The organism is Providencia sp. PROV267 (assembly GCF_028477825.1).
Taxonomy (GTDB): Bacteria; Pseudomonadota; Gammaproteobacteria; order Enterobacterales; family Enterobacteriaceae; genus Providencia; species Providencia stuartii.
Genome location: NZ_JAMPLX010000009.1, coordinates 165,216 through 177,924 on the forward strand (window position 1 = coordinate 165,216; position 12,709 = coordinate 177,924).

Annotated in this window: 12 protein-coding genes; 10 read left to right on the plus strand and 2 right to left on the minus strand. The window is 43.9% G+C overall.

Translation table 11 applies throughout. From position 1 onward, the window contains the following. Position 1: 1 nt before the first annotated feature. From cyoB to PR709_RS07755, 5 genes are all read left to right on the plus strand, one after another. The gene (gene cyoB / locus PR709_RS07735) at positions 2-1,993 is read left to right on the plus strand and encodes a cytochrome o ubiquinol oxidase subunit I (protein ID WP_004927011.1); all 1,992 of its coding nucleotides are present in this window, start codon (positions 2-4) and stop codon (positions 1,991-1,993) included. Continuing rightward, the gene (locus PR709_RS07740) at positions 1,983-2,597 is read left to right on the plus strand and encodes a cytochrome o ubiquinol oxidase subunit III (RefSeq protein WP_004927009.1); all 615 of its coding nucleotides are present in this window, start codon (positions 1,983-1,985) and stop codon (positions 2,595-2,597) included. Before cyoB ends, PR709_RS07740 begins: the two co-directional genes overlap by 11 nt. Beyond that, positions 2,598-2,930, plus strand: coding sequence for a cytochrome o ubiquinol oxidase subunit IV (locus PR709_RS07745; protein ID WP_004927007.1), 333 nt, complete (start codon positions 2,598-2,600; stop codon positions 2,928-2,930). It abuts the gene before it with no gap. 12 nt (positions 2,931-2,942) lie between these two features. Beyond that, complete coding sequence (cyoE, locus tag PR709_RS07750; protein WP_004927005.1) at positions 2,943-3,830, plus strand: heme o synthase; 888 nt, start codon at positions 2,943-2,945, stop codon at positions 3,828-3,830. A 151-nt stretch (positions 3,831-3,981) separates the two neighbouring features. Further along, entirely contained in the window at positions 3,982-5,349 is a 1,368-nt protein-coding gene (locus PR709_RS07755; RefSeq protein ID WP_004927003.1) for an MFS transporter, read from the plus strand. A 44-nt stretch (positions 5,350-5,393) separates the two neighbouring features. Here the strand turns inward: PR709_RS07755 and PR709_RS07760 are convergent, their stop codons facing one another. Further along, positions 5,394-5,885, minus strand: a complete 492-nt coding sequence (locus PR709_RS07760) for a YajQ family cyclic di-GMP-binding protein (protein WP_014656773.1) — start codon at positions 5,883-5,885, stop codon at positions 5,394-5,396. Positions 5,886-6,126: 241 nt separating this feature from the next. On the opposite strand from PR709_RS07760, the gene panE reads away from it, so the two are divergent. Continuing rightward, positions 6,127-7,038, plus strand: a complete 912-nt coding sequence (gene panE / locus PR709_RS07765) for a 2-dehydropantoate 2-reductase (protein WP_004926998.1) — start codon at positions 6,127-6,129, stop codon at positions 7,036-7,038. After that, positions 7,001-7,594 carry a protein deglycase YajL gene (yajL, locus tag PR709_RS07770; RefSeq protein WP_004926996.1) on the plus strand — a complete coding sequence of 198 codons (594 nt, stop codon included), beginning with the start codon at positions 7,001-7,003 and terminating at the stop codon, positions 7,592-7,594. The genes panE and yajL overlap by 38 nt, the downstream gene beginning before the upstream one ends. 59 nt (positions 7,595-7,653) lie before the next feature. On the opposite strand, the gene thiI is transcribed toward yajL, so the two are convergent. Continuing rightward, a complete protein-coding gene (thiI, locus tag PR709_RS07775; protein ID WP_004926994.1) occupies positions 7,654-9,105 on the minus strand; it encodes a tRNA uracil 4-sulfurtransferase ThiI in 1,452 nt (483 codons plus the stop codon). A gap of 219 nt (positions 9,106-9,324) precedes the next feature. Between thiI and xseB the strand changes: the two genes are divergently transcribed. From xseB to dxs, 3 genes are all read left to right on the plus strand, one after another. Next, the gene (gene xseB, locus PR709_RS07780; RefSeq protein ID WP_004926992.1) at positions 9,325-9,576 is read left to right on the plus strand and encodes an exodeoxyribonuclease VII small subunit; all 252 of its coding nucleotides are present in this window, start codon (positions 9,325-9,327) and stop codon (positions 9,574-9,576) included. 3 nt (positions 9,577-9,579) lie between these two features. Beyond that, positions 9,580-10,497 (plus strand): (2E,6E)-farnesyl diphosphate synthase, encoded by a 918-nt coding sequence (gene ispA / locus PR709_RS07785; RefSeq protein WP_004926990.1) that lies wholly within the window; start codon positions 9,580-9,582, stop codon positions 10,495-10,497. Positions 10,498-10,749: 252 nt separating this feature from the next. Next, complete coding sequence (gene dxs / locus PR709_RS07790; RefSeq protein WP_004926988.1) at positions 10,750-12,618, plus strand: 1-deoxy-D-xylulose-5-phosphate synthase; 1,869 nt, start codon at positions 10,750-10,752, stop codon at positions 12,616-12,618. The last annotated feature ends 91 nt before the right edge of the window (positions 12,619-12,709 follow it).

The following is a 12,709-nucleotide window of genomic DNA, read 5'->3' on the forward strand; positions in this document are numbered from 1 at the left end:
CATGTTCGGAAAATTAACACTAGATGCTATTCCGCTCCATGAGCCAATTGTCGTCGTGACACTGATTTGTATCATTATCGGCGGTATTGCGCTTCTTGGTGCGATCACCTACTTCGGTAAATGGAAGTGGTTGTGGAAAGAGTGGTTGACATCCGTTGACCACAAAAAAATTGGTGTCATGTACATCATTGTCGCAATGGTCATGCTATTCCGTGGTTTCGCGGATGCTATCATGATGCGTGGTCAACAAGTACTCGCTTCTGCTGGTCAAGAAGGTTTCTTAAACCCTCACCACTATGACCAAATTTTTACCGCACACGGCGTTATCATGATTTTCTTCATGGCGACTCCATTTGTTGTCGGTCTGATGAACCTTGTTGTTCCTCTGCAAATTGGTGCGCGTGACGTTGCTTTCCCATTCCTGAACTCACTGAGCTTCTGGTTCTTCGTCGTCGGTGTTGTGCTGATTAACATCTCGTTAGGGGTGGGTGAATTCGCACAAACAGGTTGGTTAGCTTATCCGCCGCTTTCGGGCTTGGAGTACAACCCGGGTGTCGGGGTCGATTATTGGCTCTGGAGTCTCCAGATATCCGGTATTGGTACACTATTAACAGGGGTTAACTTTATCGCGACAATTATCCGCATGCGTGCACCGGGTATGTCGATGATGAAAATGCCAGTATTTAGCTGGGCAGCACTCTGTACGAACGTACTTATCGTAGCAGCGTTCCCAATCCTGACTGTTACACTGACGCTTCTGACATTAGACCGTTACCTAGGTACCCATTTCTTTACTAATGATATGGGCGGTAACATGATGATGTACATCAACCTGATTTGGGCATGGGGTCACCCAGAGGTGTATATCCTTGTACTACCTGTATTCGGTGTTTTCTCAGAAATTGCGGCAACGTTCTCCAAAAAACGTCTGTTTGGCTACACCTCGTTAGTGTGGGCAACTATCGTTATTACCGTTATGTCCTTCATCGTTTGGTTGCACCACTTCTTTACGATGGGCTCGGGAGCAAACGTCAACGCCTTCTTTGGTATCGCCACGATGATTATCGCAATCCCAACAGGGGTTAAGATCTTCAACTGGCTGTTCACCATGTATCAAGGTCGTATTGAGTTTAAATCACCGATGCTGTGGACTGTCGGCTTCATTATCACCTTCTCTGTCGGTGGTATGACAGGTGTTCTACTTGCAGTACCTGGTGCAAACTTCGTTCTGCACAACAGTTTATTCCTGATTGCTCACTTCCATAACGTTATCATTGGTGGTGTGGTATTCGGTTGTTTCGCGGGTATGACTTACTGGTTCCCGAAAGCTTACGGCTTTACGCTAAATGAAAAATGGGGTGTCCGTGCCTTCTGGTTCTGGATCACTGGTTTCTTCTTAGCATTTATGCCGCTATATATCCTTGGCTTTATGGGAATGACTCGTCGTTTAAGCCAAAATATTGATCCGGCTTATCACACGATGCTCGTTGTTGCTGCATGTGGTGCTGGACTGATTGCGCTGGGTATCCTGTGTCAAGTTATCCAAATCATCGTGAGTATCCGTGACCGTCATGCAAACCGTGACCTAACTGGTGACCCATGGGGTGGCCGTACACTGGAGTGGGCAACATCTTCTCCACCGCCATTCTATAACTTTGCCATCGAGCCAAACATCCAAACTCGTGATGCTTGGTGGGATATGAAAGAAAAAGGTACCGCTCATAAGCGTCCTGCTAAATATGAAGAAATTCATATGCCGAAAAATACAGGCGCTGGCGTGATCATCGCTGCATTCAGCTTGGTTTTAGGTTTCGCGATGATCTGGCACATCTGGTGGCTCGCAATCGTTGGTTTCGCTGGCATGATTGTTACTTGGATTGCAAAAAGCTTCGACGAAGATGTTGATTATTACGTACCTGTGGCCGAAATCGAGCAAATCGAGAATAAGCACTTTGAAGACTTACGTAAGGCAGGTGTGAACGATGTCAACTAATACAATGACTAATCAAAACTTGGCCCATGCAGAGCATGGGCACCATGATGCAGGCGGAACTAAGGTATTTGGTTTCTGGCTCTACATAATGAGTGACCTGATTCTGTTCGCCTGTTTATTCGCAACTTATGTTGTCTTGGCTGACGGCACTGCCGGCGGCCCTGAAGGTAAAGACATTTTCAGCCTGTCATTCGTTTTAGGTGAAACCTTCCTACTGTTATTCAGTAGTATCACCTACGGCTTTGCAATGTTAGCCATGCATAAAGGTAAAATTGCATCCGTTAACTTATGGCTGTTTGTCACTTTCCTGTTAGGCCTTGGCTTCGTTATCATGGAAGTTTATGAGTTCCATGAGCTAATTGCAGAAGGCTATGGTCCTGACCGCAGTGGCTTCTTGTCTGGCTTCTTTACGCTGGTTGCAACTCACGGTATCCACGTGACTTGTGGTCTAGTTTGGATCATCATCATGATTATCCAAGTTTCACGCCGTGGCCTAACTGAGGTGAACCAAACGCGTCTGAACTGCCTGAGCCTATTCTGGCACTTCTTAGATGTTGTTTGGATCTGTGTATTTACCGTTGTTTATCTTCTGGGGGCAATTTAAATGAGTCACGCAAAAGATGCTCATACTGGAGCAAGCCACGGTAGCATGAAGACTTACGTGATTGGTTTTGTTCTGTCAGTCATATTGACAGTGATTCCTTTCTGGATGGTGATGGAAGGTACAGCATCACAAGCCACTATCCTTTGGACAGTTGTGGGTATGGCTGTTGTACAGATCCTCGTTCATCTAGTATGCTTCTTGCACATGAACACATCATCAGATGAGCGTTGGAACCTGATTGCATTCCTGTTCACTATGCTAATCATCGGTATCGTTGTCATTGGCTCTCTGTGGATTATGTACAACCTGAACATCAATATGATGCTCGACTAAAGAGTTGCCGATATGTTTAAGCAATACCTGCAAGTGACCAAGCCAGGAATTATTTTCGGAAATCTAATTTCTGTGATCGGCGGTTTTCTTCTCGCCTCAAAAGGCTCGATTGATTACCCGCTGTTTATTGCGACTTTGCTGGGTGTATCACTGGTCGTCGCTTCTGGTTGTGTTTTTAACAACTATATCGACCGTGATATCGACCGTATCATGGAAAGAACGAAGAATCGCCCTTTAGTTAAAGGGCTGATTGACCCGAAAATTAGCCTGATTTACGCCGCTGCATTAGGTATTGCTGGCATGCTGCTACTTCTTGTAGCAGCAAATGCTCTGGCAATGCTCCTTGCGGTAATTGGTTTCGTAGTTTATGTAGGTATTTATAGCCTATATATGAAACGTAAATCAGTCTATGGCACGCTAATTGGTAGTTTATCTGGCGCAGCTCCACCGGTTATCGGTTATTGCGCTGTCACAAATGAGTTCGATACAGGTGCATTGATCCTGTTATTGATTTTCAGCTTGTGGCAAATGCCTCATTCGTATGCCATCGCGATTTTCCGTTTTAAAGACTATAAAGCAGCTAATATTCCTGTTTTGCCTGTAATTAAAGGGATCTCTGTCGCTAAGACACATATCTTCTTATACATCTTGGCATTCATGGTTGCCACACTCATGTTAGCTATCAGCGGATACGCTGGTTATAAATATCTGGTTGTGGGTGCTGCGGTCAGTCTTTGGTGGCTTGGCATGGCAATTTCTGGGTTTAAAACCGAAAATGATGACCGTGTTTGGGCTCGTAAACTGTTTATCTTCTCCATTGTGGCGATCACTTCATTGAGTGTCATGATGTCAGTTGACCCAACAGTTTCAACCGATACTGTTATAGCTTTAGTTAGATAATTTCTGACACAATAACTCCCAACGGCAGGCCAGTCCTGCCGTTTTCATTTATAACATCATTATTGATTATTAATAATGATTAAATATTCATTTACCTACCTCTAGGTTCCCCAATAGAATAACCTTTTTCGTCTATACCCGAGGCTTTACCATGAATGATAACAAGATGACCCGCTCCGAATTACGTGCGACATGGGGGCTAGGCTCTGTTTTTTCCCTAAGAATGCTAGGGATGTTTATGGTATTACCCATATTAACCAGTTATGGTATTCACCTTAAAGATTCATCAGAGCTTTTGGTCGGGGTCGCGATTGGTATTTATGGCCTAAGCCAAGCCATCTTCCAAATCCCTTTCGGCTTGATGTCAGATAAAATTGGCCGTAAACCTTTAATCGTAGTTGGGTTGATGATATTTATCATTGGTAGCGTACTCGCCGCACTTAGTGACTCCATATGGGGGATCATTATTGGTCGTGCCTTACAAGGTGCTGGAGCGATTTCTGCTGCCGTTATGGCATTACTTTCTGACCTTACCCGCGAACAGAATCGTACCAAGGCCATGGCTTTTTTAGGGATTAGCTTTGGCATCACTTTTGCTATCGCATTAGTCCTAGGACCAATCGTCACCCACTGGGTTGGATTAAGTGGGTTATTTTGGGGGATCACCCTACTAGCGGGCGGTGCTATTGTGGTCACCCTGTTTGTGGTGCCTAATAGCCATCAGCATATGACTAACCGCGAATCCGCTTTCGTAAAAGAGAATTTGCGTACAGTCATAACGAACCCCCAGTTGCTAAAACTCAACTTTGGCATTTTAAGCCTACATACTTTGCTTATGTCGAGCTTCGTTGCCTTCCCCTTAATCATGACTCATGCGGGATACTTGGCAAAAGATCACTGGAAGGCTTATCTGATTACCATGCTGATCGCCTTTGTATCAGTGCTTCCCTTTATTATCTATGCTGAAAAACACCGAAAAATGAAACAGGTGTTTTTACTATGTATTTTTATCTTGGCGTTAGCTGAGGTCACTTTATGGTTATCGGGAAACCATCTGTGGGTGATCTTTTTAGGATTACAGCTATTTTTTGTCGCCTTTAATATTATGGAAGCCATTCTCCCTTCATTGATCAGTAAAGAAGCTCCCGCTGGCTATAAAGGAACCGCAATGGGGGTTTATTCCACCAGCCAGTTTTTAGGTGTGGCGATAGGCGGCATACTCGGTGGGTGGCTCTATGATATGGATGGAGCGGCAGCCGTATTTATTGGCGGGCTAGCCTTAACAGCCATTTGGTTTATCGTGAGTCTGACCATGCGGCAGCCTCCTTATGTCAGCAGTATTCGTCTTGTTTTACCTCATCGATTTAAAAATATCGACAAGTTACAAGCTCAACTTTCCACGCTGCCGGGTGTATTAGAAGCCGTCATTATTCCCGATGAAATGGGCGTTTATGTGAAGGTGGATAGGAAACTGACAACGCGAGAACAACTAGAAGCAATAATTAAAGGTGAAGATTAATACAAATAGCCCGCGGCAATACCAGCAGCGGGCTGTTGTGCCTATTAGTCACGGAAGTTAGTAAACTGGAATGGCTGGCCTAAGTTGCCAGAACGGACAAGTGCCATCACTGATTGTAAATCATCACGTGATTTGCCTGTCACTCGCACTTGCTCACCTTGGATCTGAGCTTGAACTTTCAGTTTGCTATCTTTAATTAACTTAACAATTTTTTTAGCCGTTGCCGCATCAATCCCCTGCTTTAACGTCACTTCAACACTGTAAGTTTTGCCACTGTGCACAACATCATCGGGAATATTCAAGACAGCGCCATCAATGCCACGCTTTGCCATTTTTTCACGTAAAATGTCTAACAACTGATGAACTTGAAAGTCCGACTCACTCGTTACTTTGATAGATTCACTCTTCTCATTGAGTTCGAAGCTTGCCGCCACATTTTTAAAGTCCCAACGGGTGGTTAATTCGCGCTCGGAATTTTCAACCGCATTACGCACTTCATTCATTTCTACTTCAGATACAATATCAAATGATGGCATGGTTATGACCTCCTGATAATCAATGTGATGCATGATAGCTTCTTTCTATTAAGAGCAAAAGCACTATACTTGATATATGAATTTACAAGCATCTATACTCGTCGAGCTTCAAGCGCAGCACCATTGGCTATGTGTTTACCCATCAGATGACGATTTTAACACCTAGCTGCAATTTGAAAGGGTTAAAACTGACCATTAAATAACTATTGGCTTGAACCTGACTAATACCCAGAGGGGGAATATGAAAATAACGCTTATCGGTTGTGGTGCTATTGGTAAATTATGGCTCGCCGCGTTAAGTCAGCAAGGGCACGATATACAAGGCTGGCTACGTATAGCGCAATCTGACTTATTTGTTGATGTCAACGAACCCGATGGCCGTATTTTTCGTGAATGGATCCCTTGCAACAACCTCAATCATTTACAAAACAGTGAATTAGTTATTGTGTGTTTGAAGGCATGGCAAGTCTCCGATGCGCTACTGCCTTTACTGCATAATATACCAGACGCCTGCCCGATCCTGTTACTTCATAACGGCATGGGGACACTTGATGAGTTAGGCACTTTACGCCATCCTTTTTTATCCGGCATCACCACCCACGCAGCTTGGCAAGAAAACAACCAAGTTTTTCATGTCGCTAATGGTATAACCCATATCGGAGCCGTTAACTCACTGGCTGAAAATTACTACCCCATTGCCGATATTTTGCATGAGGCCCTTCCAGATGTCGCATGGCATAACCAGATCCTGACGACGTGTTGGAAGAAACTTGCCGTCAACTGTGTGATAAATCCTCTCACTATTCTTCATAATTGTAAAAATGGTGATTTACTCAATCATTCACAGCAAATTAATTTGCTAATTGATGAAATATGCCAAGTGATGGCTATTGAAGGACTGCATACTGATAAAGCCCAGCTTGTTGACTATATTTATGGCATTATTCACAGTACGGCGAGTAACTACTCCTCAATGTTACAAGACATTCGTAATAAGCGACGAACCGAAATCGACTACATTACAGGCTATCTCATTAAACAAGCAAGAGCGCATGGCCTAAGCACACCAGAGAATGATCGTTTGTACCATTTTATTAAACAGCGAGAAGAAAAAAATGACGGCTTCCGTACTGATATGCATCGCCAATGGTAGTGAAGAAATCGAAACCGTAACCACTGCTGATTTATTAGTAAGAGCAGGGATCAAGGTTACATTAGCAAGTGTAACTGACGATGGCTCTATTGAAATAACCGCCTCTAGAGGCGTCAGAATTGTCGCTGATACCCCAATTATCAAGGTGGCTGATGAACCTTTTGATGCGATTGTTCTTCCCGGTGGAGTAAAAGGAGCCGAAACCTTCCGCGACAGCCCATTAGTCGTGGAAAAAGCGAGGAGAATGCACCTTGATGGTAAAATTGTAGCCGCGATTTGTGCCGCTCCTGCTTTGGTATTGGAATACCACCAGTTATTTCCAATCGGGAATATGACAGGTTATCCCACGATGAAAAATCAAATTGCGGCAAATAAATGGGTTGATAAGCGAGTCTATTTTGATGAGCGTGTCAACTTATTAACGAGCCAAGGGCCAGCAACAACCTTTGATTTCGCCTTGAAATTGATTGAGTTGCTGGTTGGCCGCGATATCGCCGGCAAGGTTGCATCTCAATTAATTTTACCTAATGGGATTAATGATTATTTAGAGCAGTAATAGTAAAGGCCGATACGATGATACCGTTCGGCCTTTATCTTAGTTATGACATGACTTGGTTACGGGCGATAGACTTTTACATTATTAAACCCCTGCTCTTGCAAATAAAGAGCTTGTAAACGGCTCATCACCCCGCGCTCGCAATATAACAAGTAGGTTTTATCTTTTGGTAAATCGCCAAATTGAGTACCCAAGCGGTAAAACGGGATATGCTTAACCTCAATCCCTTCAATGGATAATGGCTTCTCTTCGTGTTCGTCCGTAGAGCGAATATCTAAAATCACTTCATGCTCAGGCGCAAGCTCACTCACCATTTCCACTTCCATGACTTGTTCACGGCTTTCTTGGGCTATCTGGCGAATATCAATATTTTGTGACTGCTCAACGACTTGATCTAAGATACTAAAGTCAAAATTGGCTTCTTCCGCTTCAATTTTCGCTTTCACTGCTTTAACAGTAGGGCTTTTCGAAATCACACCACAATATTCAGGCATGGTTTTCGCAAAATCTTCTGTGCCAATTTGACGGGCAATTTTGATGATATGCTCTTTGTCATGAGAGATAAGAGGACGCAACACCAAAGTGTCAGACGCATTATCAATCAAACGCAAATTGGTCAATGTTTGACTTGATACCTGCCCTAATGCTTCCCCTGTCACTATCGCTTGAACGCCATAGCGTTCAGCAACCTTTGAAGCGGCACGGACCATCATGCGTTTCAAGACAACGCCCATTTGTCCGTCATCTACTTTTTCTAAGATTTCTGCCACAACAGGCTCAAAATTAACCGCAATAAAACGGACTTTATGGGAACTACCAAAGCGGTTCCAGAGATAGTGGGCAATTTGTTTAACACCAATTTCATGAGCCGCTCCACCTAGATTAAAGAAGCAGTAATGAACACGGCAACCACGGCGCATCAACATATAACTTGATACCCCAGAGTCAAAGCCCCCAGAGATCAGTGATAATACATCTTCTTGCGTCCCAATAGGGAAACCACCAATACCTTCATAGCGTGCTTTTACGAGGATCAAGTTTTCGTCTTCTATCTCTAAATGCACCGTAACATCGGGGGCTGTCAGCTTCACTTTCGCAGAAGGAATATGTTGATTTAAGCCACCACCGATATAGCGCTCCGCCTCAATAGAAGTAAACTCATGCTTCCCTCTTCGCTTGACGCGCACACAGAAAGTTTTATTTTCTAGCGAAGGCGCATAAGAGTCATGCACCATCTCATAAATATGGTGCAAACTGGTGAACGGCTTTTCTTCAACTTCTAACACATGGTGAATACCGGGAATGCGCGTCAGCATGTCACAAATTTCGTCGTGTTTCGTTTCCCCTTTAACACGCACTTCAATGTTATCCCAATGACGGACAACCGCGATTTCTTCGCCCAACGGCTTCAGGACATTACGGATATTGCTGGTAAGGATCTTAATAAAACGTAGCCTAACGGTCTGGCTTTTAATCGTAATTTCTGGGAATAACTTAATGATAAACTTCATAATAGCAGCATGTTAATGTTATAGGGGCAAGTGAACGTATTTTAAAAGTGACACACGTACAGGTTACCAATTGTCAATAAAGAGGCGTATTATAGCACTATCTTGTGTGTTGAATCTAAAAACACCAATAATAAATTGTATCCAGCGCGAGACTAAGTTAGTCTGCTCAATTAATACAATCCTTTGATTGAATGATTAAATATTTGTGGTTAAAGAAAGATGGCTAAAGAAAAATCTCAGCAAGTACCTGTAGTTAGCTTCGAAAACTCACTCAAAGAACTTGAGGAAATTGTTTCTCGCCTTGAGTCTGGCTCACTACCACTTGAAGATGCGCTCAATGAGTTTGAACGAGGCATCCAAATCGCTAAACAAGGGCAAAAAGTCCTGCAACAGGCTGAGCAACGCGTGCAAATCCTGCTTAGCGATGATGAAAATAAAGCTCTTGATGATTTTTCACCAGATACCGAATAAATTATGTCCGAACAACACCCTAATAGCTTCACAATACAGCAACAACAAGCGTATGAGCGAGTTAACCAGTATTTACTAAATGCCTTAGATGCGCTTCCTTTCTCTGATTTACCCCTTGCCGCTGCCATGAAACATGGTGCACTACTTGGGGGGAAACGCCTACGCCCGTTTTTGACCTATACTGTAGGAAGCATGCTGGGTGTCGATTCTGTTAATCTTGATGCGCCAGCGGCAGCGGTTGAGTGTATTCACGCCTACTCATTAATTCATGATGATCTCCCTGCTATGGATGATGATGACCTACGGCGTGGGCAACCCACTTGCCATATCAAATTTGGTGAAGGGAATGCCATTTTGGCGGGTGATGCGCTACAAACATTAGCCTTCCAGCTACTGTCTTCCGCAGAAATGCCTGATGTTACTGACAAAGACCGAATTGCTATGTTGTCAGAACTCGCTTATGCCAGTGGTCTAGCGGGTATGTGTGGTGGTCAAGCACTCGACCTTGAGGCTGAGGGCAAGCGTGTTGATCTTGCAGCCCTTGAACGTATTCACCAACACAAAACGGGTGCATTAATACGAGCAGCTATTCGTATGGGTGCTTATGCCGCTGGAATAAAAGGACATAAGGCACTACCTGCATTAGATAAGTATGCAGAATCTATTGGCCTCGCATTCCAAGTACAAGATGATATTTTGGATGTGATTGGTGATAGTGAAGTGACAGGCAAACGCCAAGGCGCTGATGCTGAGCATGAGAAAAGCACGTATCCATCTTTGCTTGGACTTGAAGCGGCTCAAGAAAAAGCTCGCGAGCTGTATTATAATGCGTTGGAAGCGTTAAAAGCCATTGAAGCAGAAGGCTATAATACACAAACTTTAGTCGCCCTAGCGAATTTCATTATCGAGCGTAAAAGCTAATCTTACATACTCTCAAACGATTAAAGATGCGGCTAGGCGAGAAGCGAACAAGTTGCTAGGATCATACAAAAATCTATGGTCAGCACGCGTGAACATAGTCAATAACGCTGCCATCGAGATCATAACGAGTATACAATGCTGCTTTCTATTCATACTATTGATAATAAAAGTGGCATAATAGCTAAATTCAAACGCTGGAATTAACCAGCGTTATTACCTTATTAACAATTATAAATAGTCGTGGGCCCCCTAATGAGTATTGATATCGCTAAGTATCCAACACTAGCGCTGGCAGAAACACCGGAAGAGCTACGTCTGCTGCCGAAAGAAAGCCTGCCGAAGCTGTGTGATGAACTCAGGCAATTTTTACTTAGTAGTGTTGGTCGATCTAGCGGTCACTTTGCCTCTGGTTTAGGCGCCGTTGAACTCACCGTTGCATTACATTATGTTTATAAAACTCCTTTCGATAACCTTGTCTGGGATGTGGGCCATCAAGCCTACCCCCATAAGATTTTAACAGGTCGCCGAGATCGCATTGATACCATTCGTCAAAAAAATGGTTTGCATCCCTTTCCTTGGCGTGACGAAAGCGAATATGACGTATTGAGCGTTGGTCACTCATCAACCTCAATTAGTGCCGGTTTAGGTATGGCCATTGCCGCTGAAAAAGAAGATAAAAACCGCAAAACCGTCTGTGTCATTGGGGATGGTGCGATTACTGCGGGTATGGCATTTGAAGCCATGAACCATGCCGGTGATGTTGCTCCTGATATGTTAGTCATCCTCAACGATAACGAAATGTCGATTTCTGAAAATGTTGGGGCGCTGAATAACCATCTTGCTCACCTGCTCTCTGGCAAGCTCTACACCACTTTGCGTGAAGGTGGTAAAAAAGTGTTTTCTAATATGCCGCCGATTAAAGAGCTATTAAAGAAAACAGAAGAACATATCAAAGGCATGGTCGTTCCTGGCACCATGTTTGAAGAGTTAGGTTTTAACTACATCGGCCCTGTTGATGGTCACGATGTCGTTGCGCTTGTGCAAACCTTGAAAAATATGCGTGATCTGAAAGGGCCTCAGTTCTTACATATCATGACCAAAAAAGGTCGTGGCTATGAGCCTGCTGAAAAAGATCCGATCAGTTGGCATGCTGTTCCTAAATTTGATCCAAGCACATTTACCCTGCCTAAGAGTAAAGAGACCCGTCCTACATTTTCTAAGATTTTTGGGGATTGGCTATGCGAAGAAGCCCAAAACGATGATAAGCTCATGGCTATCACACCGGCTATGCGTGAAGGGTCAGGAATGGTGCGTTTTTCCAAAGAGTACCCTAACCAATACTTCGATGTCGCCATCGCCGAGCAACATGCCGTTACCTTTGCCGCTGGCTTAGCTATCGGTGGTTATAATCCGATCGTCGCGATTTACTCCACTTTCTTGCAGCGCGGTTACGATCAAGTGATCCATGATGTTGCGATTCAAAAAACCCCTATCTTATTTGCCATTGATCGTGCGGGGATTGTTGGGGCTGATGGCCAAACTCACCAAGGGGCATTTGATATCTCTTACCTACGGTGCATTCCAACACTCGTTATCATGACGCCAAGTGATGAAAATGAATGCCGCCAAATGCTACATACTGGTTACCATTATAAAGATGGCCCTAGCGCGGTACGCTACCCTCGCGGAACAGGCACTGGAGCAGAATTACAACCTCTTGCACCACTACCAATTGGTAAAGGGGTCATTCGTCGCCAAGGGGAAAAAATTGCCATCCTCTGCTTCGGTACATTACTCAAACATGCGCTCGACGCTGCCGAAGCGCTTAATGCAACCGTTGTTGATATGCGCTTTGTTAAACCATTAGATGAAGCACTGATCCTCGATATGGTAAACAGCCATGACATGTTAGTCACGCTAGAAGAGAATGCCATTATGGGCGGTGCAGGCAGTGGTGTTAACGAATTCCTGATGCGCGAACATAAGATGATACCTGTATTAAATCTTGGTTTACCTGATTTCTTTATACCGCAAGGCAGCCAAGAAGAGCTTATTGCGGACTTAGGTCTCGATAGTCAAGGTATTATTCACGCAATCGAACAATATCAGCAGAAATCATAACCTATAGTAAAAAACAGGTATTGTGATAATAACAATACCTGTTTTTCTCAATATTCTTCCTTAATCGATCTTCCATTACAATCCCCGCTTC

Excerpts from the sequence above, each read along its gene's own strand:
- PR709_RS07745 (WP_004927007.1), top strand. The coding sequence starts at position 2,598 with ATGAGTCACGCAAAAGATGCTCATACTGGAGCAAGCCACGGTAGCATG.
- xseB (WP_004926992.1), top strand. The coding sequence starts at position 9,325 with ATGGCTAAAGAAAAATCTCAGCAAGTACCTGTAGTTAGCTTCGAAAAC.
- PR709_RS07760 (WP_014656773.1), bottom strand. The coding sequence starts at position 5,885 with ATGCCATCATTTGATATTGTATCTGAAGTAGAAATGAATGAAGTGCGT.
- PR709_RS07755 (WP_004927003.1), top strand. The coding sequence starts at position 3,982 with ATGAATGATAACAAGATGACCCGCTCCGAATTACGTGCGACATGGGGG.
- panE (WP_004926998.1), top strand. The coding sequence starts at position 6,127 with ATGAAAATAACGCTTATCGGTTGTGGTGCTATTGGTAAATTATGGCTC.
- thiI (WP_004926994.1), bottom strand. The coding sequence starts at position 9,105 with ATGAAGTTTATCATTAAGTTATTCCCAGAAATTACGATTAAAAGCCAG.
- cyoE (WP_004927005.1), top strand. The coding sequence starts at position 2,943 with ATGTTTAAGCAATACCTGCAAGTGACCAAGCCAGGAATTATTTTCGGA.
- cyoB (WP_004927011.1), top strand. The coding sequence starts at position 2 with ATGTTCGGAAAATTAACACTAGATGCTATTCCGCTCCATGAGCCAATT.
- yajL (WP_004926996.1), top strand. The coding sequence starts at position 7,001 with ATGACGGCTTCCGTACTGATATGCATCGCCAATGGTAGTGAAGAAATC.
- PR709_RS07740 (WP_004927009.1), top strand. The coding sequence starts at position 1,983 with ATGTCAACTAATACAATGACTAATCAAAACTTGGCCCATGCAGAGCAT.
- ispA (WP_004926990.1), top strand. The coding sequence starts at position 9,580 with ATGTCCGAACAACACCCTAATAGCTTCACAATACAGCAACAACAAGCG.
- dxs (WP_004926988.1), top strand. The coding sequence starts at position 10,750 with ATGAGTATTGATATCGCTAAGTATCCAACACTAGCGCTGGCAGAAACA.